The organism is Glutamicibacter sp. AGC84 (genome assembly GCF_053543575.1).
Genome location: NZ_JBLVOC010000027.1, coordinates 228,636 through 255,304, shown reverse-complemented (window position 1 = coordinate 255,304; position 26,669 = coordinate 228,636). Strand labels below are relative to the sequence as shown.

The 26,669-nt window shown below is 61.5% G+C and carries 27 protein-coding genes and 1 riboswitch; of the genes, 15 read left to right on the top strand and 12 right to left on the bottom strand.

Features of this window, described 5'->3' with window-relative positions; genetic code table 11:
• The first annotated feature begins 121 nt into the window (after positions 1 to 121).
• From ACNPN0_RS17655 to ACNPN0_RS17635, 5 genes are all read left to right on the top strand, one after another.
• The gene (locus tag ACNPN0_RS17655; RefSeq protein ID WP_448937486.1) at positions 122 to 1,375 is read left to right on the top strand and encodes an extracellular solute-binding protein; all 1,254 of its coding nucleotides are present in this window, start codon (positions 122 to 124) and stop codon (positions 1,373 to 1,375) included.
• 123 nt (positions 1,376 to 1,498) lie between these two features.
• The gene (locus ACNPN0_RS17650) at positions 1,499 to 2,428 is read left to right on the top strand and encodes a carbohydrate ABC transporter permease (RefSeq protein WP_388024034.1); all 930 of its coding nucleotides are present in this window, start codon (positions 1,499 to 1,501) and stop codon (positions 2,426 to 2,428) included.
• A 2-nt stretch (positions 2,429 to 2,430) separates the two neighbouring features.
• Positions 2,431 to 3,288: a carbohydrate ABC transporter permease gene (locus ACNPN0_RS17645; RefSeq protein ID WP_448937485.1), complete on the top strand. Its 858-nt coding sequence runs from the start codon at positions 2,431 to 2,433 to the stop codon at positions 3,286 to 3,288.
• A gap of 2 nt (positions 3,289 to 3,290) precedes the next feature.
• Entirely contained in the window at positions 3,291 to 4,001 is a 711-nt protein-coding gene (locus ACNPN0_RS17640; RefSeq protein WP_448937484.1) for a copper homeostasis protein CutC, read from the top strand.
• A gap of 12 nt (positions 4,002 to 4,013) precedes the next feature.
• Complete coding sequence (locus ACNPN0_RS17635; RefSeq protein WP_448937483.1) at positions 4,014 to 4,826, top strand: DeoR/GlpR family DNA-binding transcription regulator; 813 nt, start codon at positions 4,014 to 4,016, stop codon at positions 4,824 to 4,826.
• Between the two features lie 144 nt (positions 4,827 to 4,970).
• Here the strand turns inward: ACNPN0_RS17635 and ACNPN0_RS17630 are convergent, their stop codons facing one another.
• Positions 4,971 to 5,879, bottom strand: a complete 909-nt coding sequence (locus ACNPN0_RS17630; protein WP_448937482.1) for a phosphotransferase family protein — start codon at positions 5,877 to 5,879, stop codon at positions 4,971 to 4,973.
• A complete protein-coding gene (locus tag ACNPN0_RS17625) occupies positions 5,872 to 6,717 on the bottom strand; it encodes a phosphotransferase family protein (RefSeq protein WP_448937481.1) in 846 nt (281 codons plus the stop codon). The genes ACNPN0_RS17630 and ACNPN0_RS17625 overlap by 8 nt, the downstream gene beginning before the upstream one ends.
• Before the next feature lie 96 nt (positions 6,718 to 6,813).
• Between ACNPN0_RS17625 and ACNPN0_RS17620 the strand changes: the two genes are divergently transcribed.
• Positions 6,814 to 7,596: a CPBP family intramembrane glutamic endopeptidase gene (locus ACNPN0_RS17620; RefSeq protein ID WP_448937480.1), complete on the top strand. Its 783-nt coding sequence runs from the start codon at positions 6,814 to 6,816 to the stop codon at positions 7,594 to 7,596.
• 18 nt (positions 7,597 to 7,614) lie between these two features.
• Positions 7,615 to 8,031 carry a GNAT family acetyltransferase gene (locus tag ACNPN0_RS17615; protein WP_448937479.1) on the top strand — a complete coding sequence of 139 codons (417 nt, stop codon included), beginning with the start codon at positions 7,615 to 7,617 and terminating at the stop codon, positions 8,029 to 8,031.
• Positions 8,032 to 8,092: 61 nt separating this feature from the next.
• Here ACNPN0_RS17615 and ACNPN0_RS17610 read toward each other — a convergent pair whose 3' ends face one another.
• On the bottom strand, positions 8,093 to 8,737 hold the full coding sequence (locus tag ACNPN0_RS17610; RefSeq protein ID WP_332498748.1) for a VOC family protein: 645 nt from the start codon (positions 8,735 to 8,737) through the stop codon (positions 8,093 to 8,095).
• A gap of 172 nt (positions 8,738 to 8,909) precedes the next feature.
• Positions 8,910 to 9,029: riboswitch (SAM riboswitch) on the top strand.
• Between the two features lie 91 nt (positions 9,030 to 9,120).
• Here ACNPN0_RS17610 and ACNPN0_RS17605 point away from each other — a divergent pair.
• Both ACNPN0_RS17605 and metX read left to right on the top strand, forming a co-directional pair.
• Complete coding sequence (locus ACNPN0_RS17605; protein ID WP_105657299.1) at positions 9,121 to 10,464, top strand: bifunctional o-acetylhomoserine/o-acetylserine sulfhydrylase; 1,344 nt, start codon at positions 9,121 to 9,123, stop codon at positions 10,462 to 10,464.
• A gap of 2 nt (positions 10,465 to 10,466) precedes the next feature.
• Positions 10,467 to 11,612, top strand: coding sequence for a homoserine O-acetyltransferase MetX (gene metX, locus ACNPN0_RS17600; RefSeq protein ID WP_332498746.1), 1,146 nt, complete (start codon positions 10,467 to 10,469; stop codon positions 11,610 to 11,612).
• Positions 11,613 to 11,694: 82 nt separating this feature from the next.
• Here metX and ACNPN0_RS17595 read toward each other — a convergent pair whose 3' ends face one another.
• Together ACNPN0_RS17595 and ACNPN0_RS17590 are read right to left on the bottom strand one after the other, a co-directional pair.
• A complete protein-coding gene (locus ACNPN0_RS17595) occupies positions 11,695 to 12,552 on the bottom strand; it encodes an SGNH/GDSL hydrolase family protein (RefSeq protein WP_402472421.1) in 858 nt (285 codons plus the stop codon).
• 68 nt (positions 12,553 to 12,620) lie between these two features.
• On the bottom strand, positions 12,621 to 13,019 hold the full coding sequence (locus ACNPN0_RS17590) for an SHOCT domain-containing protein (RefSeq protein WP_402735536.1): 399 nt from the start codon (positions 13,017 to 13,019) through the stop codon (positions 12,621 to 12,623).
• 350 nt (positions 13,020 to 13,369) lie between these two features.
• On the opposite strand from ACNPN0_RS17590, the gene ACNPN0_RS17585 reads away from it, so the two are divergent.
• Positions 13,370 to 14,020 carry an alpha/beta hydrolase gene (locus ACNPN0_RS17585; protein ID WP_402735537.1) on the top strand — a complete coding sequence of 217 codons (651 nt, stop codon included), beginning with the start codon at positions 13,370 to 13,372 and terminating at the stop codon, positions 14,018 to 14,020.
• Here the strand turns inward: ACNPN0_RS17585 and ACNPN0_RS17580 are convergent, their stop codons facing one another.
• The gene (locus ACNPN0_RS17580; protein ID WP_181148825.1) at positions 14,021 to 14,251 is read right to left on the bottom strand and encodes an RNA-binding S4 domain-containing protein; all 231 of its coding nucleotides are present in this window, start codon (positions 14,249 to 14,251) and stop codon (positions 14,021 to 14,023) included. It lies immediately after the preceding gene.
• A 180-nt stretch (positions 14,252 to 14,431) separates the two neighbouring features.
• Here ACNPN0_RS17580 and ACNPN0_RS17575 point away from each other — a divergent pair, with 180 nt between their 5' ends.
• From ACNPN0_RS17575 to chrA, 4 genes are all read left to right on the top strand, one after another.
• Entirely contained in the window at positions 14,432 to 15,817 is a 1,386-nt protein-coding gene (locus ACNPN0_RS17575) for a glycine--tRNA ligase (protein ID WP_105657203.1), read from the top strand.
• A gap of 6 nt (positions 15,818 to 15,823) precedes the next feature.
• Positions 15,824 to 16,753, top strand: coding sequence for a GNAT family N-acetyltransferase (locus tag ACNPN0_RS17570; protein WP_105657204.1), 930 nt, complete (start codon positions 15,824 to 15,826; stop codon positions 16,751 to 16,753).
• A gap of 79 nt (positions 16,754 to 16,832) precedes the next feature.
• Positions 16,833 to 17,846 carry a DMT family transporter gene (locus ACNPN0_RS17565; protein ID WP_448937478.1) on the top strand — a complete coding sequence of 338 codons (1,014 nt, stop codon included), beginning with the start codon at positions 16,833 to 16,835 and terminating at the stop codon, positions 17,844 to 17,846.
• Between the two features lie 57 nt (positions 17,847 to 17,903).
• On the top strand, positions 17,904 to 19,109 hold the full coding sequence (gene chrA / locus ACNPN0_RS17560; protein ID WP_448937477.1) for a chromate efflux transporter: 1,206 nt from the start codon (positions 17,904 to 17,906) through the stop codon (positions 19,107 to 19,109).
• 78 nt (positions 19,110 to 19,187) lie between these two features.
• Here the strand turns inward: chrA and ACNPN0_RS17555 are convergent, their stop codons facing one another.
• The 6 genes from ACNPN0_RS17555 to ACNPN0_RS17530 form a co-directional block, all read right to left on the bottom strand.
• A complete protein-coding gene (locus ACNPN0_RS17555) occupies positions 19,188 to 20,156 on the bottom strand; it encodes an ABC transporter substrate-binding protein (protein WP_434691668.1) in 969 nt (322 codons plus the stop codon).
• Positions 20,157 to 20,169: 13 nt separating this feature from the next.
• Positions 20,170 to 20,970, bottom strand: a complete 801-nt coding sequence (locus tag ACNPN0_RS17550; protein WP_448937476.1) for an ABC transporter ATP-binding protein — start codon at positions 20,968 to 20,970, stop codon at positions 20,170 to 20,172.
• Positions 20,967 to 22,013 carry an iron chelate uptake ABC transporter family permease subunit gene (locus tag ACNPN0_RS17545; RefSeq protein WP_434691662.1) on the bottom strand — a complete coding sequence of 349 codons (1,047 nt, stop codon included), beginning with the start codon at positions 22,011 to 22,013 and terminating at the stop codon, positions 20,967 to 20,969. Before ACNPN0_RS17545 ends, ACNPN0_RS17550 begins: the two co-directional genes overlap by 4 nt.
• A complete protein-coding gene (locus tag ACNPN0_RS17540) occupies positions 22,010 to 23,086 on the bottom strand; it encodes a FecCD family ABC transporter permease (protein ID WP_400342716.1) in 1,077 nt (358 codons plus the stop codon). Before ACNPN0_RS17540 ends, ACNPN0_RS17545 begins: the two co-directional genes overlap by 4 nt.
• 135 nt (positions 23,087 to 23,221) lie before the next feature.
• Entirely contained in the window at positions 23,222 to 24,868 is a 1,647-nt protein-coding gene (locus ACNPN0_RS17535; RefSeq protein ID WP_434691658.1) for a DUF5671 domain-containing protein, read from the bottom strand.
• Complete coding sequence (locus ACNPN0_RS17530; protein ID WP_434691655.1) at positions 24,868 to 25,332, bottom strand: hypothetical protein; 465 nt, start codon at positions 25,330 to 25,332, stop codon at positions 24,868 to 24,870. Before ACNPN0_RS17530 ends, ACNPN0_RS17535 begins: the two co-directional genes overlap by 1 nt.
• Positions 25,333 to 25,435: 103 nt before the next feature.
• Here ACNPN0_RS17530 and dusB point away from each other — a divergent pair, with 103 nt between their 5' ends.
• Positions 25,436 to 26,620 (top strand): tRNA dihydrouridine synthase DusB, encoded by a 1,185-nt coding sequence (gene dusB, locus ACNPN0_RS17525; RefSeq protein ID WP_105657211.1) that lies wholly within the window; start codon positions 25,436 to 25,438, stop codon positions 26,618 to 26,620.
• Positions 26,621 to 26,669: the final 49 nt, after the last annotated feature.

Here is a 26,669-nt window from a genome sequence, read left to right as displayed (position 1 = left end):
TGATCCGTAACACTTCATACTTTTTAGTGAATCTGACTTTTCTTGATTTATATCGGCAAGAAAAGTCACGAATTATTCACACTTGCATCGATGCAAAGCATCACAGCGATGAGGAGCAACCATGAAACGTACGACGCGAACCGGGGTTCTCGCCCTTTCAACAGCCGCGGCATTGCTACTGACCAGTTGCGGTTTTTCTGATAATGGTGGCGGATCCGCGGATGCTTCAGGTGGCACTACGACCTTGAACATGCTCGTACCGACATACTCGGAGGGGACCAAGGGCCTCTGGGAAGGCGTAATCGCTGACTTCGAAGCCGAGCACGAGAACATTGACGTCAATCTCGAAGTCCAGTCTTGGGAAAACATCGAGGGTGTGCTGAAAACCAAGTTGCAGGGTGGACAAGCTCCTGACATCTACAACGGCGGAGCCTTCGCGGAGTTCGCTGCCGAGGGCCTGCTTGCACCGGCAAGTGACATTGCCTCGCAGGAAACCATCGATGATTTCCAAACGACTTTTGCGGACGCGGAGAAGTTCGAAGGCACCCAATTCGGTTTGCCATTGATCGCTTCGGCCCGGGCTTTGTTCTACAACAAGGCCCTGATGGAAGAAGCCGGCGTTGATGCCGTTCCTACCACCTGGGAAGAACTCCATGATGCATCGAAGCTGATCAGCGAGAAAACCAAGGCCGATGGTTACGGGATGCCCCTGGGCAGCGAGGAAGCCCAGGGCGAATCGCTGATCTGGTTCGCCGGAAACGGTGGCAGTTTCGGAGACTCGCAGAAGATCTCGGTGAATACGCCGCAAAACCTCGAAGCGGCCGAGTTCATGAAGAAGATGGTAGACGACGGTGTCACCCAGAATGATCCCGGTGCCACACAGCGTACCCCGATGCTCAACACGTTCGTCCAAGGCAAGCTCGGCTTCGCCTACGCGCTGCCGCAGACAATCGGGCAGATTGAGGACGAGAACCCGAAGCTGGACTACGGTGTGGCTGCCGTGCCGACGAAATCCGGTGAGCCTGCAACGCTGGGTGTTGCCGATCGCTTGATGTCCTTCAGGAATGACGGCAGCAAGTCTGGTGCCGTCAAAGAATTCATGGACTACTTCTTCTCCGCTGACGTCTACACCGATTGGGTGAGCACCGAAGGATTCTTGCCAACGACGAAGTCCGGCTCCGAGAAGATGGCTGGAGACGAAACACTCACGCCATTCCTGGACATGTTGCCTAACGCGGTCTTCTACCCGACGACAAACCCGGCATGGAACGCCACCGATGGTGCATTCAAGTCACTGATGGGCGAGTTGGGGACCGGCAAGTCTGCTCAGGAAGTACTCGAGAGCATCCAAGCCAAGGCCGACGCCGCAAGCTAGGAACTGCTACCGGAAGCATTCCACGGCAGGCCCGGCGTAACACTGCCGGGCCTGCCGTGCTGGACAACCGAGAATCTCCGGTCCCAGGGTTACCTGGCCGAACGCAACGAAAGCGAGCCGACTATGAGCTCCGTACTGCCAGCCACGAACCGGGCCCGGCGCACCCGCCGCCGAGGCACGGATTCCCAGACATTCTTGTCTTCTTTGCCATGGATTGGGCCGGCACTCTTGCTGATCCTGGCCATCGTGGTGTTCCCCGCCGGCTACATGATCTACAACTCGACCAGGAAGATCTCTTCGGTGGGAACCGATCTTGAATCGGCAGGCCTGGAGAACTTCGTGACCATCTTCCAAGACCCGGTCTTGCCCCGCGTTTTGCTCAACACCGTTCTCTGGGTGGTGTCGGTGGTGGTCATTACCGTGCTGCTGTCACTGGTCCTGGCCCAGTTCTTGAACAAACCCTTCCCTGGACGCACCATCGTCCGGATGGCGGTTATCGTCCCATGGGCCGCCTCAGTAGTCATGACCACCACAGTTTTCTACTACGGGCTGGATCCGAACTACGGCATCTTCAACCACTTCTTTGTTCAACTCGGCTTGATGGATGAAGGCTACGGATGGACCAAGAACGCCGTTCCCGCCATTGCCGTTTCGGTAGTTGTGGCCATCTTTGTTTCCATCCCTTTTACGACCTACACCCTGCTGGCCGGGTTGCAAGCAATCCCGCAAGAAACTTTGGAAGCAGCCCGCGTAGATGGAGCCGGTAGATGGAAAACCTACCTGTTGGTGATCATTCCCCAGCTGCGATCCGCGCTGGCCGTCTCGGTGCTGATCAACATCATCAACGTCTTCAATAACTTGCCGATATTGAAAGTGATGACCGGATCCATCCCCGGCAACAGCGCAGACACGCTGATGACCTACATCTTCAAGGTGCTGCAATTCGACCGCCGACTGGATCTGTCTTCGGCACTTTCGGTTGTGAATTTCGCAATCGTGCTGGTGATTGTGGCGATCTACGTGAAAACCGTCAAACCCATGCAGGAGATCTAGCCGTGGCATTTTTGGTAACCGAAGATCGAGCCGCGAAGAAGACTGTCATCGGCCGGATGGTTGTAGGCTTCGCGGTAGTCATTATCTTCCTCATTCCCTACGGCACGATGCTGATCGGGTCGCTGAAAACCCAATCCGAAATCCTGGCTATCCCGCCAAAATACCTGCCGCAGGATGGCGCGCGGTTTTCCAACTACATCACCATGTGGGAGACCCCGGAAACTCCGGTGCCCTACAACTTGATCTCCACCATCGTGATCGCGGTTTTCGCCACCTTGCTGGTACTGCTGGTCGCGACCCCGGCCGCCTACTACACCGCCCGCTTCAAGTTCCCGGGCAAGATGGTATTCATGTTCTTGGTGATTGTCACGCAGATGCTGCAGCCTGCCGTGCTCACCGCAGGTTTGTTCAAGCAGATGCTGGCTTGGAATCTGAACGACACTTGGCTGGCAATGATCCTGATCAATGCCGCCTTCAATCTGGCCTTCGCGGTGTGGATCATGCACTCGTTCTTCGCAGGGGTGCCACGCAGCATCGATGAAGCCGCACAGATTGACGGGGCTGGAAAGCTGCGGGTGCTGTTCACCATCAACCTTCCACTGGTTTGGCCGGGTATTGTCACGGCAGTGATCTTCACTTTTGTTTCCTGCTGGAATGAATTCGCTGCCTCGCTGGTGATCCTCTCCACCGCCGAGAACCAACCGTTGAGCGTTGCGTTGACCAAGTTCGTTGGCCAGTACTCCACTGCATGGCAATACGTTTTCGGAGTATCCATTGTGGCCATCGTTCCGGTGATCGTGCTCTTCGCATTGATCGAGAAGCGGCTGATCGGCGGCCTGGCTGCCGGTGCGGTGAAATAGCCGTGGGCACGGCGTTGCCGGCGCTGGAAATCGTGGCCACGTCTGGTGCATGCGCCCAACGGGCAACGCGGGCCGGAGCCGATCGGCTCGAAGCCTGCCAAGCACTGGAACTAGGCGGGCTCACACCAAACCCTGAAGCGCTCGAGCAGATCCTTGAGCATCGGCCTCCACGAGGGGTGCACGCACTGCTGCGCAGCCGTCCGGGAAATTTCCGCTACACCACCGAGGAAGCTGCGCTCATGGAGAGGCAAGCTGCACGCCTTGCTGTCGCGGGGGTAGACGGGATAGTGCTCGGTGCGCTGGATCCACGCGGGGCACTGGACTTGGCCATGATGCGGCACTGGGCCGAGGCCGCCCTGGCGGTGAACCAGAGGCTGGAAATCACGGTGCACCGGGCCATCGATGCCAGCAGAGACCCAGTGGGGGAACTTGCCAGGCTTCTGGATTTCCCGGCTCACCGAGTGCTCAGCAGCGGCGGGAGAAGAACCGTTGGCCAGGGCATGGCCACGATCGAGGCCATGGTTCAAGCCGCCGGCAGCCGGATCGAGATCATGTGCGGTGGCGGGCTGCAGGCAACAGATATTGAATCCGTACGCAGACTGGGAGTCGCAGCCGTTCATTCTTCTGCCAAGACCCGCTATGCCGATACCATCGAAGTATCTGAGCAACAGGTGCGCCAACTGCGCTGCACGCTTGATGAACTGGAAAATTAAGGAGCGCGCACGATGAAACGCGAGGAACGGCAGAACCAGATCCTCGATCTGCTGGCCAGCCGCGGCCAGATCGATGTGGAGGAAGTCGTCAAGCAGCTGGGTACCAGCCCGGCCACGGCGCGCCGGGACCTGGACGCATTGGCCGCCGCATCACTGCTTACCCGCACTCACGGAGGTGCGGTCTCCAACTCGGTGGCCTACGACTTGCCTTCCCGCTACCAGCGCGATAGCAATGACCGCGCGAAGGCGCAAATCGCGAAGCTGGCAGCCGACATGGTCTCGCAGAATATGGTCATCGGATTATCCGGGGGAACCACCACCAAGGCGATCGCCAGCGAGCTGAGCCTGCGTCAAGACCTGGTGGGTGAACCGGGCCGGGTCACGTTGACCGTGGTCACCAACGCCGTGAATATTGCCTCGATGCTGGCCGTCCGCCCGCATATCCGGGTGATGGTTACTGGCGGCGTGCTCAACGACCGTTCTTACGAGCTGGTTGGTCCAATGGCGCAGTCCTCTCTGGCAAAGATCACCATTGACTTGTCTTTTGTCGGAATCAACGGGTTGGATCCCGAAGTCGGTCCGATGGTCAGCGATGAAATGGAAGCGGCAGTCAATGAGCAAATGATCCGGCAATCGAGCAGCAGCTACCTGGTGGCTGATTCATCGAAGATCGGCAGGCGCTCGTTTGTCATCTTGGATCGCCAGAACCTGACCGGCATCATCACGGACAACGACGCTACAAGCGAGCAACTGGGTGCCTTGGCCAAGGCCGGCATGCGTGCAGCCATGGACGTGGCGGAATATCGGCCCGAGGAGAAATCCTAGCTGCGCTGGGACTGCCCTCCGAGCCGCTGGGCCGGTCGGCGTTTGTGCTTGCGGAACCAAAGGATGCCAAGCACTATCTTTTCCGATGGTCTGCGGAGGTCCTTTCAAAGCAGCGCGCGCAACAAGCCGGGCCGGCCGCACAGGTCAAAGCGAGGTGCCCAGGCTTTCAAGCAACGTCCGGCTTCGCGCGAGGAAGAGCTGTTCACGATTGCTATCGGGAGACACGGAGTTGAATACCCCGGCGAGCATCACCGCAGCATCCAATCTCAGCACAGTCCACGCTGCCGAAGTGTCGTTGAAACTGCCGCCATTTGCGGTATATGCAGTACGCAAGCGCTCGTTGTCCAAACCGTTTTCGGCAATGGCAGCGTATTCCTCGATACGTGCCAGTTCCATCTCCGGGGAAGCGCAGAGGGCATTACTCCAATCGAATATGGCCAGGGGCATTCCAGCCAGAACACGAACGTTCTGCCTACGGATATCCAGATGCAACAGGCTGCGCCGGTGCAAGGATCTTTCGAGAAGGGCACGCAACACGTGGGCCGATGGCAAGGCTGGCATCGAATGCTGGCGGGCTAGCTTCGCGTAGCGGTCAGTGATGCGCTGGGCAACCGTCGCATAAATTGTGCCGGCCTGACTGCCTTCGTCGTCGAAAGCGAGCGGCGGAAGTTCGTGCAAAGAAGCCAGCAACGAGCCCAATGCGTGAGCGTCCACTGGCGAGCCGTCATCTTCGACGACTTCGGTGATCAACACCGGGTACCCATCTTGATCAACGAGATCACTTGCCCGTGCGCTGGGCAACCCATGTTGTTGAGCCCAGAGGCTGCAGTGCAATTCCTTGATCTGAAGGCTGCTGGCCGAAATCTGCGGATTGTTGCTGGTGTTGTAGACCCGCATTCGAGGGACGCGGTAGCCCTCGTAGCGGGTCCCGCGCAGTGAGCTGTAAAAAAGGAATTCGGTGCCTTCCCCGGTTAGTGCCAGCTCGCGTGCGCCACGGCGGGCGGCTAGCCTGGCAGCGACCTGATGGGGCTCGTAAATATGCGTCCTAGCCATTGATTGACTGCGCAGCGGAGAGGATGCGCGGACCAATCTTGCGCATGAGCTTGCCCATCTTCGGGTTGTCGGTGCGCGAGAGCGTATCCGATAGCCGTTCAAGACTCATCAGGCCCAACCAGATTTTGGCCCGGTATGCTTCCTCGGCGCTGGGAGCAATCAAATCCGCCATTTCCAACCCATGCCACAGGCTCAGGTAAGCGGTGTTCAAAGCCGGGTCCCACGCAGCGGCCAGGTCCCAGTCCAAGATGCCAACCAGTTTCTCGCCGATCCAATGCATGTTGTGGCCGGCCAAATCGCCATGAACCAAGCCCGCAGGAACCTGCGCCAGGAAATCGAGCTGGGCCCAGAGCTCGGTAGCAGGCCCTCGCAGTTCCTCGGGCAGCGCATCGAAGCATTGCTGCTGCCTGGCCTGGGTCCATTCGCCACGGAATGAAAACGGTTTGGCCAGATGCTCGCTGATCGGCTCCAGCGGCAGCTCGGCCAAATCCTTGACCAGCTGTCCCAGCACCTTCGGATCCCCGTAATGCGGTTCATGGGCGCTGCCGGGGATGAAAGACATGGCCACGGAGCTGAGTCCGTCGACGTGCAGGATCTCGGAAACCGCCACCGGAATCTGGTAGTTGAGCTGGCCCTCCAGCAAAGACAGCAGCTTGACGGAACGGGGCATCTGTTCCGTGGCCGCTGGCGTGCGCGCCATGCGAATCACCGCTTGCGGATTGCCAATGACCACCTTGTGGAATTGTCCGCCTTCGTTCACCGCCGCGTCTTCCCAGGAAAGATCGGGGCAGAGCTGACGGGCAATCTGCAGTTCTCCAATGGTGGCAGGACGGCTCACTCGCACTCTTCTCGTTCAGCTTGCTGGTGGTCTCAACCTCAGGCTATCGCAGGTTTGCCACGTGGCTGCTCAGTACGCGCACAGCCAGATCAGCCTATGATCGGAAACGTGAACGCTGAACAAGTTAAGCAGACAGCAACCCGCAAGACCCTCAAATTCGAGATCGTCTTGGTTCTTGCCCTGTCTTTGGGACAAAGCGCGGTCTACTCGCTGCTGAGCTTTGCCGATAAGGTCACCCGGGCGCCACTGCGCGAGCAGACTACATCCTTGAACAACCCGCTGAGCACCCGCGAGTTCTTTGATTTCTCCTACCAGCTGCTGGACATCTTCTTTGCATTGGTACCCGTCGTGCTGGCGCTCTACCTGATGAAGCGCACGACCGGACGAACTATCCGGGACATCGGTTTCGATATGCGCAAGCCGGGCAAGGACGCACTGCTCGGGGCGGGGATGTTCTTGGCCATGGGAGTGGGAACGCTGGGCGTCTATGCCGCTGGACGGGCACTGGGCGTCACCACAGCACTGTCAGCAGCGAATCTAGGCGATTATTGGTGGAGCGTTCCCGTGCTTCTGCTGTCGGCTGCACGTCATGCAGTCCTCGAAGAAGTGCTGATGCTCGGATTCCTGTTCACCTACGCCAAGAAATTGAAGCTGGGCTTGTGGAGCACCATTATTGGTTCTGCGATAATCCGAGGCAGCTACCACCTCTACCAGGGGGTGGGGCCGATGATCGGCAATATGCTCATGGGCGTCGTCTTCGGCTGGGTATACCAGAAGTACGGGCGGGTGATGCCGCTGGTTATCGCGCACTTCCTGCTTGATGCCATCGGCTTCGTGGGATACGCCTTGGTCGGGCCGGCCATCGGAATCGGCCAGTAGCGCCGGTAAGCTGAGCCAATGCAGATTACCGTGCTGCGCGAGGAGGACCTTCGCCAAGCAGTTGAATTGTGGGAAGCAACTGGGCTGACTCGTCCGTGGAATGATGCGCTCGCCGACGCCCGACGGGCTTTGGCCGAGCCTACTTCCACGGTGCTGTCCATCGTTGAGAACGATCAACTCATGGCTACTGCGATGGTTGGCCATGATGGCCACCAAGGTTGGCTCTACTATGTTGCGGTGGATCCGTGCCGGCAGGGCAACGGCCTGGGAAGGGCGCTGGTGGATGCCGCTGTCCTGTGGCTGCGGGATCTCGGCGTGCCCAAGGTGCAGCTCATGGTCCGCGAGGAGAACTCTGCCGTCATCGATTTCTATGAACGGCGGGGCTTCGAAGACCAGCACGTCGCGGTCCTGGGGAAGCGGCTGGACCGGCCTTAAGGAAAAGAAAGTAGGTGGGGACGCCATTGTCCCCGCCTACTTGCGATCTCTGCGGAACTGTTTACAGCACCACGGTTCCGGACTCGGTCTCAAAGGTAACCGACATGATGCCCGGAGTGCCATTCGGCGCTTCATATTGCATGGTGACAGCGCCCAAATTGACGTTCTGCGGCTGGCCCAGCCAATCCAGCACCCGTTCACGCGAGCCGGCGATGGCGATCTGGCTGATGGCGCCGGCAGGTTCCAGCGCCTTGGATGGATGCAGCTCCTCGGATCCTTCATCCCAGGAAATCAGGTACGGGCACTGCGGATCGGCGATCAGGCCCTTGATGCCAATCTGCTGCCAGGTCAGTTCGCGGCCATCAGGGAACTTCCGGTTGCCCGGCACCGACTTGCGGCCCAAGCGGTCTTCGGCACTGGATAGATCTTCCACCGAGACGCACCAGCCCATCCAGCCGCCGCCGAGCTCCGAACGGGCGCGAACCGCCTGTCCGAAGGGTGCCTTGTCGCTGGCCGGGTGGTTCAGGACTTCAACCACCTCCAGGTACTGGCCATGCTTGAGCGGGAAGATGACATTGCGTGTTCCGAATCGTGGATGCACGCCGCCCTTGACGAATTCCAGTCCAAGGGACTCGGAGATTCTTTCAGCGGTTGGCAACAGCCCGTCCGGGCCGCATGCATAACTTACGTGATCTAGCCTCATCATGTGCCCATCATGGCAACATGTGATGCGAGTCTCTACTTAGGCACACCTAAGTGCCGTGATGCTATCGAATACTCTGCGATGAACCTGCAATATTCGCGAAATATGACCGATTGAGTCCAATCACCAGCCCTTGCGTTGCAAAGATCTTCGGTTTTCGGGCAAACTGGTACCAGGTCATGAGTCCCAGTAACAAGCCCCGGCTTACTGGGCGGCAACCCTCCAACCGCGGTGGGGTGCCCCGGGTGAAGACCTGGCCCTTGAACGCACAAGGCATCAAGGACAAGCGCGGGTTACCCCTGGAAGTTCTCTCGATATGGTGCTTCCTGTCGGTGTCTTTTCAGTGGCGTACCCCCATAGTCATGAAACGCTATTTGGAGGAAACCATGAGCAATAACTGGTCATTTGAAACCCGTCAGATCCACTCCGGCCAGACCCCGGATCCGACGACCGGGGCACGGGCTCTCCCGATTTTCCAAACCACCTCTTTCGTCTTCCCCAGCGCCCAGAGCGCTGCTGCACGTTTCGCGCTGCAGGAACTGGAGCCGATCTACACCCGTATCGGCAACCCGACCACCGACGCGGTGGAAACCCGCATCGCTGACCTGGAGGGCGGCGTTGGAGCACTGCTGCTCTCCTCGGGACAGGCTGCCACCACTTTCGCCATCTTGAATTTGGCCGAAGCCGGCGACCACCTGGTGGCCAGCCCCAGCCTGTACGGCGGAACCCAGAACCTGCTCAAGCACACACTCAAGCGCCTGGGCATCGAGGTCACCTTCGTTTCCGACCCGGACAACCTGGATGATTGGCGCGCCGCGGTGCGTCCGAACACCAAGGCCTTCTTCGGGGAAACCATCTCCAATCCGCGACAGGACGTCCTGGACATCGAGGGCATCTCGGCGATCGCCCACGAAGCTGGCGTGCCGCTGCTGGTGGACAACACCCTGGCCACCCCGTACTTGATCCGCCCGATCGAGTGGGGCGCGGATATCGTGATCCATTCAGCCACCAAGTTCCTCGGCGGACACGGCAGTGCCATTGCCGGTGTCATCGTGGACTCGGGCAACTTCGACTTCGCCAAGGACGCCGACCGCTTCCCGGGCTTCAACACCCCGGACGAGTCCTACAACGGCCTGGTCTTCGCCCGCGACCTGGGTGTCAACGGCATCCTGGGCGCCAATCTGGCCTACATCCTCAAGGCCCGCGTGCAGTTGCTGCGCGATTTGGGTTCCTCGGTTGCGCCGTTCAACGCGTTCTTGATCGCACAGGGCCTGGAAACCTTGTCGCTGCGCATTGAACGCCACGGCCAGAATGCCGTAGAAGTTGCCAACTGGCTCGAAGCCCGCGAGGAAGTGCAGAAGGTCGCCTACGCAGGCCTGAAGTCCTCGCCTTGGCATGAGCGTGCGCAGAAGTACAGCGATCAGGGCGCCGGCTCGATCATCGCGTTCGAACTGGAGGGCGGTTCGGAAGCCGGCCAGGCCTTCGTGGACGCACTGGTATTGCACTCCAATGTCGCGAACATCGGCGACGTGCGCTCATTGGTCATCCACCCGGCCTCCACCACCCACGCCCAGCTCTCCGAAGCTGAGCAGGTTGCGGCCGGCGTGAGCCCGGGACTGGTGCGGCTGAGCGTCGGACTGGAGAATATCAAGGATATTCTGGCCGATCTGGAACTGGGCTTCCAAGCAGTTGCAGCCCTCGAGAACAAGGAACTGCAGGAAACCCTCTAGGCATGGCATCCATTGTGACTACTGAAGATACTCTGCGCGCCGAAGAGCTCGCCGGCGGGCAAGACGGCATTTTGCGCCGTAAGTCCGTGGGGGAGCACCACTTCGAATTCGGTGGATTCCTTCCGGACGTGGTGCTGGCCTATGAAACGTGGGGGACGCTAGCAGCTGATGGCTCCAACGCGGTGCTCGTGATGCATGCGCTCACCGGTGACGCCCACGTTGCGCAAGGCGATTCGCAAAGCGCCGGCTGGTGGGAAGAGCTCGTAGGCCCCGGCGCCACGGTTGACACCAATGAGTACTTTGTCGTGTCCATCAACATGGTGGGTGGTTGCAATGGTTCCACCGGCCCCTCGTCCTTGGGCGACCAGGGCCTGCCCTACGGTTCGAGCTTTCCCTTCGTCACCATCAAGGACTCGGTGCGCCTTGAAGCGCGGCTGGCCAAGCAACTGGGAATTGATTCCTGGCATGCGGTCATTGGCGGTTCGATGGGCGGTGCGCGCGCGTTGGAATACGCCGTCGAGTTCCCCGACCAGGTCAAGAATCTCGTAGTGATGGCCTCGAGCGCGCAGGCGACTGCCGAGCAAATTGCCTTTGCACAGGTGCAAACCCAATCCATCCGGTTGGACCCGCACTTCTGCAATGGCGACTACTACGGCAACGATGCCCGCCCGGACGCCGGTCTTGGCTTGGCTCGCCGCCTGGCCCACATCACCTATCGTTCCGAGGCCGAGCTTGAAACCCGTTTCTCGCGCAACCCGCAGGATGGCGAGAAGCCGACGGGTCTGCTCGAGGGGCCTCGCGGGCGGTACCAGGTGGAAAGCTATCTTGACCATCAGGCCAGCAAGCTGGTGAATCGTTTCGACGCCAACAGCTACCTGGTGCTCACCGAGGCGCTGATGAGCCATGATGTGGCTCGCGGCCATGAATCCCTGGAAGCCGCCTTGGCGCGACTGGCGAAGATCAACGTGGTGGTTGCCGCGGTAACCACTGACCGGTTGTACTTTCCTGAGCAGTCAGTGAAGCTGGCCTCGTCGCTGGCCAAGCCAAAACCGGTGCACTACATTGATTCGCCGATTGGCCACGATGGATTCCTGACCGACGCCACGCAGCTCGATGGCGTGCTTCGGACCTTGGTGTTCGGAGACTGAGCCCCGGAAGGGGCTCGGGAAGATTTCAAAGCCTGAAGCAGTTCCGCCAGTAATCGGTGGAACTGCTTCAGGCTTTTCGTGCCTACTTGGCGCTGTCGCCGGCGCCGAGCGAGTCGTTTGGCTTGGTCTGCGCAAACGGCGTGGCCGAGGGCCGTTTCGGGGTGATGCCGTCGCCGGAGGACTGGTGGCGCAGGCGGCGCAATACCCAGGGAGCAAGATGCTCACGCGCCCACTGCAGATCCTCCTTGCGGGCTTCCCTCCAGCTGCGTTCATCCACGGCCGGAACGATTTCGGTGTCCAGCGGATGCGCGACGTTCAGCGAGTCCAGTGCCATGGCGGCAATGCGCTGGTGCCCGGCGGGGGAGAAGTGCAGGCGATCCGGTGCCCACATCTGGGATTGGTGCAACTCCTGCAAGGCCCACATGTCCGCCACGATGGCGTCGTGGCGGGCGGCTACGGTGCGCACGTTTTCGTTGTAGATCGCCACCTTGCCTCGGATGCTTCCCAAAACCGGGGTATCGCGAATATCGGGCCCGGTGAAGAGCAAGAGCGTGGCGCCCGTATCGGTGAGCTTGGCTACCGCATTGTCGAGGATATCTGCAATCTTGTCTGGATCCCCGCCCGGGCGCAGGACGTCGTTGCCGCCTGCGCAGAGCGAGATCAGATCGGGCTTCAGGTCAATGCAGGGATCGAGCTGTTCGGCAACGATCTGGCCAATCAGCCGGCCTCGAATGGCGAGATTGGCATACGAGAAGTCCGGGACGGTGCGGCTGAGCTCATGGGCCAAGCGGTCGGCCCAGCCAAGGTGGCGGCCGGTGCTCGACGGGTCGGGGTCGCCGATGCCCTCGGTGAACGAGTCCCCAATGGCGACATAGCGGCGCCACGGATGCAGTGGGGCATTGGCGGATGTTGATGGTTCAGAAGCAGAATCGTTTGGCACGAATCTATTGTTACCAAAGGGTAACTTATAGTCAATCATTCCCGAGGATGATTCCATGAGCCGCCGTGCTAGTCACTCAAAGCGTCCCGGCGCGCCTGCAAGTACTCGTCGCGGGTAATGATTCCTCGCGAGTGCAGGGAATCGAGTTCGGCAAGCTTGTCCTCAAGGGATTTTTCCGGCGTCAGCATAGCTGAATTAGCGGCTCTTGCCATCAGTTCGGTTTCCAGGGTCAGCGGATCAAAACCGGCGCTCTTGGCTTTGCGGTAATTGCGCACCGCTACGAAGATGATCAATCCGATAACGGCGATAAAGAGCATGGCGAACAGGGGAGTGCCGACTGAAAATACGGTGTCCACGTTATCGAATAGGGACGAAGCGCTTCCCGGGTCCGGTTCGATGTACCCGAAACTATCGAGATCCTCTTGCAGCTGCCCCGGAATATTTTCGCTGTATTCAATTTCGTCCATGGCGCCTATTCCTAACTCTGTCACTGTCGCTGTCGCTGTCGCCGTCTCGTCCGGCGAGAGCGGCGTTCCGGAGGACCGTGAGGCCGTTGGTCCAGTTGAACACGAAAAGCTTGGAAAGCTAAGCAATTTTTACAAGATTTATAATCTTGTAACATGTCAACTGGATTTCCAGGCCTTGGAAGACCAAGGTTCCAGGACAGTGCCGGCCAACGCCTTCAGCAGATTCGACGGCGATTACGGGAAGTTCTGCTGTACCCGGGCGCTGCCATCGCCGGTGGACGGGGACTTGATGGAATCGGGCCGCGGAAGCGCAGAGCTAGCGAGGTCCTGTTCGATAGTCTTGGGGAACTATGACTATCCCGGACCAGGCTCCAGTGGCCATCATCTCCCGTAACGACGAATCCCGCCTTGGAACTCCGCTGCTGGTGTTCCTGCACGGCTATGGCTCGAATGAACAAGACCTCATGGGGCTCTCGCAGCATCTGCCCGAAGAGTTCACTTACCTCTCGGTGCGCGCACCGCTGCAAGCAGGCCCGGGGTACAGCTGGTTCCCGCTGACCCAGGAAATCGACTACTCCATCGAGTCGGTGGCACGCAGCGTCGAAGCGCTATGGGCATTGCTGGAACCGCTGGTAAAGCAGCACTCCTCGATCACCCTGCTCGGTTTCTCCCAGGGCATGGCCATGGCCACTTCATTGGCACGCTACCAGCCCGATTCCATTGAAGCCGTCGTCGGGCTCTCGGGCTTCGCCGTGGATCCCGGGCCCCTGGAAATATTCGACGACGCGAAGCTGGCAGAAAAGCCGCTGCCGCTGTTCTGGGGCCGCGACCTGGCTGACCCGGTAATCACCCGGGACAAGATCGAATACACCCTGGGATGGGTCCTGGGGCACACCGAATTGGCCAGCGAAACCTACCGGCAGATTGGCCATTCGGTGTGCATGGAAGAACTGCAGGATGTGGCCGAGTTCCTCAACAGGGTCGTCCTGGGGAAAAGCTGACTACTGCTGCGCGGTGACCTTCACGCATTCACCATTCACGCACACCACGTCGCCGGGGCGGATCTGCGCCCCGCGACGGGTGTCCACCTCTCCATTGACGGTGACGATTCCGTCGGAAATCATTTCCTTGGCGTGGATGCCATCCTCGGCCAGGGAGGCAAGCTTGAGCAACTGGCCCAAGCGGATGGACTCGTCGCGGATTTCTAGGTCAAAAGCTTCATTGGCACTCATGGCTTCCATTCTTCCCTAAATAAGTGCGCTGCATCGTAAGAATCGGCCAAAGGCGTGGAAGTTCACGTCGGCGTTACCTGATTCGGCTTCGTCTGCAGGCCGCGGAAACGATACCCTTGGAAGGTATGTATTTTTCTACGGACCGCAACCAGCGGCCTCGTAATTCCCATTGGAGTTGATATGGCGCCACAGTCCAAGCTAGACCAGGTTATTTCCCTCGCAAAGCGTCGAGGATTCGTTTTCCAGGCTGGTGAAATCTACGGTGGTTCCCGTTCGGCATGGGATTACGGTCCCCTGGGCACCGAACTGAAGGAAAACATCAAGCGCGAGTGGTGGCAGAACTTCGTTCGCGGCCGCGAGGACATGGTTGGCCTGGACTCGTCGATCATCTTGCCCAAGGCCGTCTGGGAAGCATCGGGCCACGTGGCCACCTTCACCGACCCGCTGGTCGAATGCATCCAGTGCCACAAGCGCCACCGCCAGGACCACCTGATCGAGGCTTTCGAGGCCAAGAAGGGCCGTGCGGCCAAGGACGGGATGAGCGAGATCGCCTGCCCTGACTGCGGCACCAAGGGCCAGTTCACCGAGCCGCAGATGTTCTCCGGCCTGATGAAGACCTTCCTGGGCCCAGTGGATACCGAAGCCGGCCTGGCCTACATGCGTCCGGAGACCGCCCAGGGCATCTTCGTGAACTTCGCCAACGTGCTCACCGCCTCGCGCAAGAAGCCGCCATTCGGCATCGGCCAGATCGGCAAGGCTTTCCGCAACGAAATCACCCCGGGCAACTTCATCTTCCGCACCCGCGAGTTCGAGCAGATGGAAATCGAGTTCTTCACCGCTCCAGAAGATGCCCCCGCCTTCTTCGACCAGTGGGTCAAGGATTGCTGGGCATGGTTCCTGGATCTGGGCATCAAGGAAGAGAACCTGCGCCAGTTCGACGTGCCAGAAGACGAGCGCGCGCACTACTCGGCCGGCACCATCGACTTCGAGTACCGCTTCGGCTTCCAGGGTTCGGAGTGGGGCGAGCTCATGGGCGTTGCCAACCGCACCGACTACGACCTGTCCAGCCATGCGAAGGCTTCGGGCTCCGAGCTGTCCTACTTCAACCAGGCCACCGGTGAGCGCTACACCCCCTACGTGATCGAGCCTTCCTTCGGCCTGACCCGTTCCATGATGGCTTTCCTGGTCGATGCCTACACCGAGGACGAAGCACCGAACACCAAGGGCGGCGTAGACAAGCGCACCGTGCTCAAGCTCGATCCGCGCCTGGCTCCGGTCAAGGCCGCGGTGCTGCCGCTGAGCCGCAATGAGAACCTTTCCCCGAAGGCCAAGGACCTGGCTGCCGAGCTGCGCAAGCGCTGGAACATCGACTTCGATGACGCCGGTGCCATTGGCCGCCGCTACCGCCGCCAGGATGAGATCGGCACCCCGTTCTGCATCACCGTGGACTTCGACACCCTCGAGGACCAGGCCGTGACCATCCGCGAACGCGACACCATGTCCCAGGAACGTGTTTCCCTGGACCAGGTCACCGCTTACCTTTCCGAGCGCCTGAACGGAGCCTAGAGCCCGATGAACGAACTGGAATTCCGCCTGTGGCGCTCCGGGGACGACCTCCAGCTGCTGCAGATCTTCGGCGACCCGCGTTCCCCGCAGGCCCACCAGGACCGCACCATGCTGCGCGAAAACAGCGATGCACCGTTCTCCCGCACGCTGGTAGCCACCGTTGACCAGGTGGCTATCGGCGCCGGCGTGGTGTTCGCTTCCTCGCTGCATCCGCAGCGCCTGTGGCTCTATGTCGAGGTAGCCGCCGAGCAGCGCCGGTCCGGCGTGGGCACCGCCCTGGTGGAACAGCTGCGCAAGCAGATTCCGGCCGGCCAGGCGCAGGAGCTCAAGGCCCGCTACACGGTGACCGCGGGCGATCCTGCTGCCGCGGCGGCTGGCTTCTGCCAGTCGCTGGGCCTGGGAGAAATCCAGGTCTCGCGCGATGTCATCCTGGAGCCGGGGGCTCTGGCTGAACCGGTTTTCGACACCAATGACCGGGTGATCGAGGACCTGTCCACCGGCAGTGTCGAGCTGACCCAGCTGGTGATGGATTTCTACAACGCGGTGCACACCGGTTGGGATCCAGCCAAGATGACCGTGGGTTCGGCGCAGCGCATGCTGCTCGACGAGCACACCGGCGCGCAGGGCGCCCTGGTGCTGCGCGACAAGCCGAAGCGCGAGGGCGGTGTTCCGCTGGCTTTCGCGGTCAGCTACGTGCCCGCCCGCGAGAACGCCCCGACCGACGTGCTGGTAGGCCACAACCCGGCCTTCAGCGATGACGAAGTGGCAGAAGCGGTGCGCGACATGGTCGCCATGCTGATCCACCAGTACCCGGTGAAGCTGGAAGTCGACTCGTCGATGTTCATCCTCTCCTCGCTGATTGATGCGTTGGCCGTGGTTGACCAGGCCACCGTCATATCCACGACGCATATCCTCGCCAGCGACGCGGCGAAGTAATGCCAGCAAGAACGGGACCCGCCTGGCGGGTCCCGTTTTTGCCATTCTGCACCAACCTCCACTTATTGAAAGAACTCCGTTGACCACCAGCACCACCATGACCGCGCAGGTCCGCTCCGGCGGAAAGATCCTGTTCATCCTGCTTGCCATCGCTTCGGGCCTGCTGCTGTGCGTGCAGTCTCGCATCAACGGGGCGCTGGGCGCGAAGCTGGGGGACGCCATCGCGGCATCAACCATCAGCTTCGGTGTCGGCTTGGCGGCATTGGTACTGCTGGCCATCTTTGTTCCCGCGGTGCGCGGCTCGGTGGCGCAAGTGCCGCGCGCCTTGGCCCAGGGCCGTTTCCCGCGCTGGTACCTGGTGGCCGGCGCGGTAGGTGCCCTGATTGTCTTCAGCCAGGCTGCAGCGGTGCCGCTCATTGGGGTGGCGCTGTTCACCGTCTGCCTGGTGACCGGCCAGGCAATCGGTTCCATGTTCATGGACCGGGTGGGCTTTGGCGGGGCCGCGCCGCGCAAGATCAATGCCTTGCGCATCCTCGGCGTGGTGCTGACCATTATCGGCGTGGTTTGGGCGGTCAGCCCGCGCGGAGCCGACGCGGACCTTTCCGCGTTGCTCCTGCCAATGGCGCTTTCGGCAGCCGTCGGCATGCTCATGGGCTTCCAAGCAGCTGCCAACGGCGCGCAAGCGGCGGCTTATGGCGGCGCCACGGCGGCGACCCTGGTGAACTTTGCCGTCGGGTTCGTGGTCCTGGCGATGGTGATGCTGGTGCGGTTGCCTGCCGGCATCGGCCTGGACCCGCTGCCAGGCACCTGGTGGTACTACATCGGCGGACTGCTCGGTTGCCTGTTCGTCGGCATCACCGCCCTGGTGGTCAAGCGGCTCGGAGTGCTGGTCACCAGCCTCGCGGCCGTTGGCGGCCAGCTGGTGGGCTCGCTGCTCCTGGACGTTTTCTTCCCGGCTCCCGGTTCGTCCGTCACCCCCGCAACTGTCATGGGTACCTTGCTGACACTGCTCGCCGTTGGCCTGGCCTCGATCTCCGGAGCGCGGAACGCGAAGAGCACCAGCCCCCGGATCCCGGTGGCATCACGCAATTAGCGTGGCGCGCTATCGCTGTTTACCTTCCGTTTTCCTCCACGACTTATGCTGGAATCCATGGAATCACAGCGCATGGCACAGGGCTCGGCCAGGGAAGTCTTCAAGGTCTTCCTGAAGCTCGGCTTGACCTCTTTTGGCGGTCCCATCGCCCACTTGGGATACTTCCGCACCGAACTGGTTGATCGCCGCCGCTGGCTCGATGACCAGCAGTACGCCCAACTGGTCGCATTGAGCCAGTTCCTGCCGGGCCCGGCATCCAGCCAGGTCGGTTTCGGCTTGGGCTTGCACCGGGCCGGAATGCGCGGTGCCCTGGCGGCATTCCTGGCTTTCACCCTGCCCTCTGCGGTGGTGATGGCGGTCTTCGCCTTCGGCGCTTCGCTGTTCAGCGGCCCCATCGGTACCGGGCTGCTGGCCGGCCTGAAAATCGTTGCGGTCGCCATCATCGCCCACGCGGTACTGGGCATGGCAAGGAACCTGGCCCCGGATCGTGCCCGTGCCGCCATTGCGGTTGTCGCTGCCGGATCGGCGCTGCTTTTGGCCGGAAGCTTCGGGCAGGTCCTGGCCATTGCCTTCGGCGCATTGGCAGGATATTTCTGGTGCCGCGGCAAGGATGCCGGAGCAGCGGGGGCTATGCAGTTTCCGGTATCAAGGACCGTGGGCATCAGCTGCCTGTCGCTGTTCGCCATCCTGCTTTTCGGGTTGCCGGTGGCGGCCCTTGCCACCGGCTGGGATCTGTTGGGCTTCATCGACGCGTTCTACCGCTCCGGCGCCCTGGTCTTTGGCGGCGGGCACGTGGTCCTGCCGTTGCTCCAAAGCGCAGTCGTGGATCCCGGGCTGATCAGTTCCCAAGAGTTCCTCGCCGGCTACGGCGCGGCCCAGGCCATGCCCGGACCGCTCTTCACTTTCGCCGCGTTCCTTGGCGTCCTCGTCGATTCGGGTCCCGGCGGCGCAGCCGGAGCGCTCATCGCCTTGCTTGCCATTTTCCTTCCGGGCTTCCTGCTGCTGCTTGGCGTGCTGCCGTTCTGGAACCGGGTGAGCCACTGGCCTGCCGCCAGGGCCATCATGCATGGCGCCAACGCGGCAGTGGTCGGGGTGCTCGCCGCCGCACTGTACAACCCGGTCTTCACCTCGGCGATTACTTCGGCTCCCGCTTTCGTCCTGGCCTTGCTCTGCTTTGTTTTGCTGACCGCCTGGAAGATGGCCCCATGGATTGTCGTGGCCATCGGTGCGCTCGGGGGAGTGCTGCTGGGCGTGCTGGCTTAGGCAGGCTCAGTGAACGGCTGGGGCCGGCACCCCGGTGCGCCTCGTGGCGCCCGGGTACCGGACCTCGGCGCAATGGCCCTAGTTCAGGCTCTTGGCTGTGTTGAGCACTGCGATCAGCTCGTCGAACCATTGCGCATAGCTGCTGTAGGTGAACGGACGCTTATCATCCCATTCGACCACCTGGCTGGCCTCTACCGCTGGCAAAGACGCGAAGACGGGATGGTCCTTGACCTGCTGCGCGGTGCCCGAATAGCTCAGCACCACGTCGGCAGGGTAGTCGGCAACCTTCTCCCAGCTCATTGAAGCCCAGCCGCTGTCCTCGGTCTGGCCGACAATATCGAATCCGAGTTCATCCAGCAGGGCCAGCTGGCCCAGTGATTTCTGGCCGACGTACAGGTCGTCATACCCATTGAGCGCGATGATCCGCAACGGCTGGTCCTTGGCCAAGGCACGCAACTGTTCAAGTTTGGCTTGGTAGTCGGCCTTGGCGGCGGACTGCGAGGCAATATCCCCGCCCAATGACTTGGCCAATGATTCATAGTCCTCGATGACCTCCAGGACAGGCCGGTTGCCAAATTTGATGCCCAGGAATGGTGCCGTGGCAGTGGCCTCTGCCTGGACCTTGTCATCCCACCAGGTCCAGCCCGTGCCTTCGGCATTGCCGAAGCCCACGATCAGATCCGGGTCGAGGCCAAGCAACTTCTCCAGGCTGAACTCTCCGTCCTGGCCGATGATGGCCATCTCTGCTGGATCCGCACTGCCAAGGGCCAGGCTGCCCGACTCGTCCAAACCGTATCCGAAGACGCCCGAGGGGCGGATGCCGTAGTCCCAGAGTGCCGCAGCCGAATAGGAATCGGTGACCAGCGTTTGCGGTGCGGCATCCATGGAGATGGTTTTTCCATAGCCGGAATCGGTGAAGCTCCACGCTGCGCTGGCTTCGCCGCTTGAAGGGGAAGCGGCCTGGGTGCTCGGGCTGCAGGCGGCCAGGGCCAGGGCTGCGGCCAGCGAAGCTGCGCCGAAAAAGACGCGTCGGGTCATTGGTTGCATGTTCTTTTCCTTCTTAGTTGGCCTCGTGGCCCAGCGGGATCACGAGTGGTGTGTGCGAGACGGGATCCTGGATGATGGTGCAGGGCAAGGCGAAAACCTCGCGGATCAGTTCCTCGGTGACAATCTGCGAGGGAGGTCCTGCGGCGACGATCTCACCGGATTTCATCGCGATCAGGTGGGTGGCGTAGCGGCACGCTTGGTTCAAGTCATGGAGCACCGCAACTACCGTATTGCCCTGTTGCTCGTTGAGCCTGCGGCACAGCTCCATGATTTCGATCTGGTGGGAGATGTCCAAGAAGGTGGTCGGTTCATCGAGCAGCAGCAAAGGAGTCTGCTGGGCCAGTACCATGGCGATCCAGACGCGTTGGCGTTGCCCGCCGGATAGTTCGTCGACCAGCCGCCGGGAGAGCCCGGTGGTGCCTGTGGCGTGCATGGCACTGAGCACGGCTTGCTCGTCCGCGGCAGACCATTGGGAGAACAAGCCTTGGTGCGGGCTGCGGCCGCGGGCGATCAGATCCGCAACGGTGATGCCATCCGGGGCGATGGAGGACTGCGGCAGCAGCCCCAGCCGCTGGGCTACCTGCTTGGCTGGCAGGGACAGGATCGGTTTGCCATCCAGGATGATCCGGCCGGAGGAAGGCTTCAGCACCCGGGACAGGGCGCGCAGCAAGGTCGATTTGCCGCAGGCGTTGGGTCCAACGACGACCGTGAACGAGCCCGGGGGGATGGATAGCGAGAGGTTTTCGGAGATGGCCGATGGCCCGTAGCCCAAGGTGAGCCGGTCGGCGGATAGCTGTGGATGGGTCATGCTCATTGGCGTCGTGCCTCACGAAGTAGTAGCCAGATCAGGTAGACCCCGCCGATGCTGACGGTGACTACGCCAACCGGCAGGGAAGTGTTATCCAAAACGCGCTGGGCCAGCACATCGCTGGCCAGCAGCAGCACGGCGCCGAGCAATGCCGAGTAAGCCAACGACACGCCTGCGCTGCCCATGAGCCGGCGCGCGATTTGCGGAGCAGCTAGCGAGATGAAGGCGATGGGGCCTGCCGCCGCGGTGGCCAGGGCAGTCAACGCCACCCCGATCACCAGCAAGGACAGCTTGCTGGATTCGGTGTTGATGCCCAGCGCCACAGCGGCGTCATCGCCCAGTTCCAGCAGGCGCATCCTGCGCGTGCAGGCCAGGGCGCCCAGCGCGAGAGGCAGCGCGACCGCTGCGGCCGGTATGGCCTGGTCCCAGCCGATGGCATTGAGCGAGCCGGCACCCCAGATGGCCGCCGACATGGCGTCCTCCAGCTCGCTGCGCAAGATCAGCCAGGTGTTGGCCGACGCGAGGATCGCGCTGACCGCGATCCCGACGATGATCAGCCGGAATCCCTCAGAGCCGTTCCTGTAGGACAAGGCATACACCACGGCTGCGGTGGCCAAGCCACCGGCCAATGCACCGAGTGCCACCTGGAAATACCCGCCGCCGAAGACCAGCATGACGGCCAGAGCACCGGTATAGGCACCGGTATTGAATCCGATAATGTCTGGAGAACCCAGCGGATTGCGGGTCATGGATTGGAAAATTGCCCCGCTGGCGCCTAGCGCTGCGCCCAATAGCAGTGCCATCAGAACGCGGGGCAGACGCCATTGCAGCACCACCCGTTGGCTGCTGGCCTCCCCGGCTCCAGCCAGGGTCTTGAGCACTTCGCCCAAGCCCAGCGTGTAGTCGCCAGTAGCCAACGCGTAGAGGCCCAGGGCGGCCGCCAACGCTGAGAGCAGTGCGGCGAGAAGCAGCTGACGTGGTTGCACGCGCAACCAGATGCGTCCAATGCGCAGTACCCGGTGGCCCGGGCCGAAATCCACAGCACTCATAGTCCGCTAGCCTGCTTGCGCCGAACCAGCCAAATCAGCACCGGAGCGCCAAGCAAGGCCGTGACGACCCCCACCTGCATTTCGCCGGGCGGGACAACGATGCGGCCGAGCACATCGGAAACGAGCAACAGCACCGGGCCGAGGATCATCGAAAAACACAGGATCCATCGCTGATCCGGTCCGACGATCCAACGGCTGATATGCGGGATCATCAAGCCCACGAAGCCGATCGGGCCGGCGGCGGCGGTCGCTGCGCCGCAGAGCAGGGTGACCGCCACGATCACCACTGCGCGGGTCAGGCCGATATTGGTACCCAGCGCGAGGCTGGCCTCATCGCCCAAGGCCAATGTGTTCAGCGAGCGGGTGCACAGCACCGCCAAGACCAGCCCCAGGATAACGAAAGGGGCGATGACGCCCACCATGGGCAGGGTGCGGTTGTTCAAGGTTCCCGCGCCCCAATAGCGCATGCGGTCAAAAGCCTCGGGGTTGAGCAGGGTCATCCCATTGGAAATTCCTCCCAGCACGGCGCCCAGTGCGACGCCGGACAGGGTCAGCCTGGCCGGTGTCGCTCCACCGCGGCCACGCGATCCAATGAGGTATACCGCGAGGGTGGCCAGCACGGCCCCGGCGAAGGCGAACCAGATGTACTGGGAAATGTGGGTGATGCCCAGGAATGCCACGGCGAGCACGACGGCGAATCCGGCGCCCGCGTTGACCCCGAGGATACCGGGATCTGCCAGCGGATTGCGGGTCAGTGCCTGAATCAATGCGCCGCCAACAGCCAGGGACATTCCTGCCAGGAGCCCAATCGCGGTGCGCGGCAGGCGCAGCTCGTTGATGATCACCAGTGTTTCGGGTGTGCCAATTCCCCATAGCGCCTGCCCGGCAGCCAGCGGCGCAATCGCCTTTGCTCCAATGCCCAAAGACGCGAAGAGGGCGACTGCGAGCAAGCCGAGGCACAGGGCCAAGGCCGCTGACTTCCAAGCATTGCTGGCGGCCAATCCTGCTGATCCATGGGCGGCTTTGGTTTGATCGGACTTGTTGGCGGGTTGATGCGGCGCAAGGAGGGTCATGCGACTTTCCGTAATTAGGGAACACTCACTGAATCGCGAGCACAAAAAGTCACACTACCATGATGTTTTTAGGTTAGGGCAAAATAAGTCACAATAGACGCACCTATTTACAGATTGGTGATGAATGCGTTCCGACTAGGCGAGATTGATAAAACGCACCGACCCGTCAGCTTCGGCAAGGACCATGAAGGAATCATGATGAGTTGCCAGGTATTCCTCGATGCGCGCCAGCACCGACACCTCGGCCCGGTCGTCCAGCGCAGGGCCGGACGAAGCCATCCACGTCACCGCTAGCTCCGGGCGCGCTTTGAGCTGAGCCGCCATCGGCTCGGAAGCCGCCGGGCCAACGATCACCACTGCTCGACGTGTTATCGGCCCCTGAGAGGCAATGGATTTTCCGGAAGAACCGGCTCTGGAATCCTTATCCGAACGCCACAGCGCAAAGTGGTAGCCGGCCACGGCAGCGGTCGCAACCAGCCAGCCCAGCGGGGCTCGAACGGTGTCCAGCAGGGAATCAAGACGAGAATCGGGTTCCAGGTAGAACGCGAAAATCCGGTACCCGAAGACCAACAGGGAAACCAGCGCGACGACGGAACTGGCTCCGAAGAACAGGACCAAATAGGCGCTGCGCGAGTCTGCCGGCGAGGGCTTCCAGGGCTTGAAGTACCAAAGCCATGCGGCGGTTCCGAAGGCGAGCAAGCCGAGACCATGGCCCAGCAAACCCGCGGAGTAGCCCACCGAGACGCTGGACCCCAGTGCTGCGAAGAGCGCATTGACCACCATGCCCAGCCCGGTAGCCAGCACAGCCAGGCTGACACCGCTCAGCGCCAGGTGCGCTGCGCCAACCACGGCGGCAGGGTGCAGCCCGGAACGCAGCTGGGACTGGTGGTAGATCCAGAGAACCGCGGCCGCCACAATGGTGGCCAGCAGGCTTGGACCGCCGTCGAGGAACAGCCCGGTGCGTTCCTGCGCCGTCCATGCCTGCGGCCACACCCAGGAAACCAGCTCGGCGATCGCCAGCAGGAACGCCAACGCCGGTGCGGCCAGGCCCAATACAACCAGCAGGATGCTGTTCAGGAGATTGGACATCTTCTGGACTCTGCGCAGTTTCCAATGCCAGAACCACAGGGCCGAGGAACCTGCCAGCCAGACCAGCGCCATCAGCAGATTCGGCATGCCGGTCGGGCCCACCAGCGTGTTTTCCGGCACGACCAGGATTTCCAACGCGACCGTCAGCGTGGCAACCAGCGAAAGCGAGAAGAGCACCATGCTGAAGTAATTTCCCACGGTGGCCGCCAGCTGGGCGAATTGCCGCGGTGCAGTACGCGATGAAGTGATTTGGCGGTGCTGCCAGGCGCACACCGTGCCCCAGCCCAAGGCCACCGCCAGCGTCGACTGCCATGCACCGTCGCGGGCTGCGGAAACAAGTCCCGCCAGGAACGCCAGCGCGGCGCAGCTGCTGGCGGCCAGGGTGGCAAGATAGGCGGCCGAGGCCTGCAAGGACCAGATGGCTGAGTCGAAGGCCGACGGCCGGGCCAAGCGCTTGCGGATGGAACGCCACAACAACCAGGCCAAGGGGATTCCAACCAGGGTGAAGGTGAAGGCCATCGCCAGCTGCTCGGTGCTGACCAGCAAGGAATCGAAACCATGGAAGAGCGCGGTAAAGAGCGTAGACAGACCCGTAGCCGAGACCATCAACAGCACGAACAGCAAGCCGTGGAGGATCACCGGACGCAGCACGCTGCTGCTTTGCACGTGGAACGCCGGGGCGGTTGCGGCCATCAGTAACCCATCTCCTCAGCGGTGCACAGGCCGACCTGCCACGGCATGCGGTCAATCAGCCAGGCTCCATCGACCTTGCGCAGCTCGAACGCCTCTTCATATGAGGACAGATTCCCCAAGGGCAGGAATTGGGCGTCGCGGGTATTGAACCTGGTGCGCACGGTAGCGCTGGACTCCCCGACGGTGCTGCGCAGCAGCTGCACATCAAGCGGCTGCGGGGCATAGGGTTCGGGAGAGCACAGCGTCCTGGATTGGCCTTCAACGGTGTAGCCCTGCATGGCCGGCAAATCCTCGGCCTCGAAAGCCATCAGATATCTTTGCACGACCCCTTCCGGAGTGTTCTCCCCGTGGACCTCTGGTGCCGAACGCAGCGAAACCACGAGCAATGCGGCTATAACCAAAGCCACAATGGCGGCGGCAAGGGCCAGCAGAACCACCCGCGCCGCCGAAAATTTACTTGTCATTGCATCATTTTGGTCCACATCAGGACAATAATCCAGCGCCTCGGCATCAAGATTTGATGAAGATCTCAGTTACTGTTTTGCGTTCGTGCGGGATAATGGATGGGTGACGACCCTGACTGATGCGCCAACCAACACCCCGACCCTCAAGCTGCCTCCATTGCAGCTGGGCAAGCTGACCATTGATACCCCGGTGGTTCTTGCTCCGATGGCTGGGGTGACCAACCGCGCCTTCCGCCGCCTCTGCCGCGAATATGGCGGCGGGCTGTACGTGACCGAAATGGTGACCGCCCGGGCACTGGTGGAACGCAACCCCGAATCCTTGCGCATCATCTCCCACGATCCCGACGAGGAGATCCGCTCCATCCAGATCTACGGCGTGGACCCCGGCACCGTGCGCGCTGCCGTGCGCATGGTGGTTGACGAAAACCTGGCGGACCACGTTGACCTGAACTTCGGCTGCCCAGTTCCAAAGGTCACCCGCAAGGGCGGCGGCTCGGCCCTGCCCTGGAAATCGGATCTCTACACCTCCATCATCGAAGCCGCGACCTCAGAGGCCGCCAAGGGCGATATCCCGCTGACCGTGAAGATGCGCATCGGCATCGACAAGGACCACCTGACCTACCTGGAATCAGCGAAAATTGCCCGGGACCACGGTGCGGCCGCAGTCACCTTGCACGCGCGCACCGCCGGCCAGTACTACGCGGGGCACTCCGACTGGGACGCGATCACCACCCTGCGCGAAGCCATGGATGACATGCCGGTGCTGGGCAACGGCGATATCTTCAGTGCCGAGGATGCCATTGAAATGGTTGAGCAGACCGGTGCCGCCGGCGTCATGGTAGGCCGTGGCTGCCAGGGCCGGCCATGGATTTTCGGCGACCTGCAGGCGGCCTTCGAGGGCCGTGAAGACCGTTTCCGCCCGGGCGTGCGCAAGGTCGCTGACACCGTATACCGCCATGGCGAACTGCTGGCCGAATTCTTCGAGGACGAGGGCAAAGGCATGCGCGATATCCGCAAGCACATTGCCTGGTACTTCAAGGGCTACCCGGTAGGCGGCGAAATCCGCTCGCAGCTGGCCCAGGTGCCATCCCTGGCAGTGCTGCGCGAACTGCTGGACCAGCTGGATCTGGACCTGCCGTACCCGGGCGTTGCCGCAGAAGGCACCCGCGGACGTGCGGGCCACCCGAAGAAGACGCACGTCCCCGACGGCTGGCTGGATAACCGCGTGATGAGCGATGCCCACCGCGAAATGATCAAGGCCGCCGAGCTGGATATCTCCGGCGGCTAGCCACCCCTGAATAGCCACGGCTACGCCACTAGTGGATAACTCCTCAATG

Coding starts and splice junctions, on each gene's coding strand:
- ACNPN0_RS17620 (WP_448937480.1), top strand. CDS start 6,814: ATGATCGGAAACGTGAACGCTGAACAAGTTAAGCAGACAGCAACCCGC.
- ACNPN0_RS17630 (WP_448937482.1), bottom strand. CDS start 5,879: ATGGCTAGGACGCATATTTACGAGCCCCATCAGGTCGCTGCCAGGCTA.
- ACNPN0_RS17550 (WP_448937476.1), bottom strand. CDS start 20,970: ATGAGCATGACCCATCCACAGCTATCCGCCGACCGGCTCACCTTGGGC.
- ACNPN0_RS17540 (WP_400342716.1), bottom strand. CDS start 23,086: ATGACCCTCCTTGCGCCGCATCAACCCGCCAACAAGTCCGATCAAACC.
- ACNPN0_RS17535 (WP_434691658.1), bottom strand. CDS start 24,868: ATGGCCGCAACCGCCCCGGCGTTCCACGTGCAAAGCAGCAGCGTGCTG.
- chrA (WP_448937477.1), top strand. CDS start 17,904: ATGGAATCACAGCGCATGGCACAGGGCTCGGCCAGGGAAGTCTTCAAG.
- ACNPN0_RS17545 (WP_434691662.1), bottom strand. CDS start 22,013: ATGAGTGCTGTGGATTTCGGCCCGGGCCACCGGGTACTGCGCATTGGA.
- ACNPN0_RS17615 (WP_448937479.1), top strand. CDS start 7,615: ATGCAGATTACCGTGCTGCGCGAGGAGGACCTTCGCCAAGCAGTTGAA.
- ACNPN0_RS17650 (WP_388024034.1), top strand. CDS start 1,499: ATGAGCTCCGTACTGCCAGCCACGAACCGGGCCCGGCGCACCCGCCGC.
- metX (WP_332498746.1), top strand. CDS start 10,467: ATGGCATCCATTGTGACTACTGAAGATACTCTGCGCGCCGAAGAGCTC.
- ACNPN0_RS17585 (WP_402735537.1), top strand. CDS start 13,370: ATGACTATCCCGGACCAGGCTCCAGTGGCCATCATCTCCCGTAACGAC.
- ACNPN0_RS17635 (WP_448937483.1), top strand. CDS start 4,014: ATGAAACGCGAGGAACGGCAGAACCAGATCCTCGATCTGCTGGCCAGC.
- ACNPN0_RS17555 (WP_434691668.1), bottom strand. CDS start 20,156: ATGCAACCAATGACCCGACGCGTCTTTTTCGGCGCAGCTTCGCTGGCC.
- ACNPN0_RS17570 (WP_105657204.1), top strand. CDS start 15,824: ATGAACGAACTGGAATTCCGCCTGTGGCGCTCCGGGGACGACCTCCAG.
- ACNPN0_RS17590 (WP_402735536.1), bottom strand. CDS start 13,019: ATGGACGAAATTGAATACAGCGAAAATATTCCGGGGCAGCTGCAAGAG.
- ACNPN0_RS17605 (WP_105657299.1), top strand. CDS start 9,121: ATGAGCAATAACTGGTCATTTGAAACCCGTCAGATCCACTCCGGCCAG.
- ACNPN0_RS17530 (WP_434691655.1), bottom strand. CDS start 25,332: ATGACAAGTAAATTTTCGGCGGCGCGGGTGGTTCTGCTGGCCCTTGCC.
- ACNPN0_RS17655 (WP_448937486.1), top strand. CDS start 122: ATGAAACGTACGACGCGAACCGGGGTTCTCGCCCTTTCAACAGCCGCG.
- ACNPN0_RS17610 (WP_332498748.1), bottom strand. CDS start 8,737: ATGATGAGGCTAGATCACGTAAGTTATGCATGCGGCCCGGACGGGCTG.
- ACNPN0_RS17575 (WP_105657203.1), top strand. CDS start 14,432: ATGGCGCCACAGTCCAAGCTAGACCAGGTTATTTCCCTCGCAAAGCGT.
- ACNPN0_RS17580 (WP_181148825.1), bottom strand. CDS start 14,251: ATGAGTGCCAATGAAGCTTTTGACCTAGAAATCCGCGACGAGTCCATC.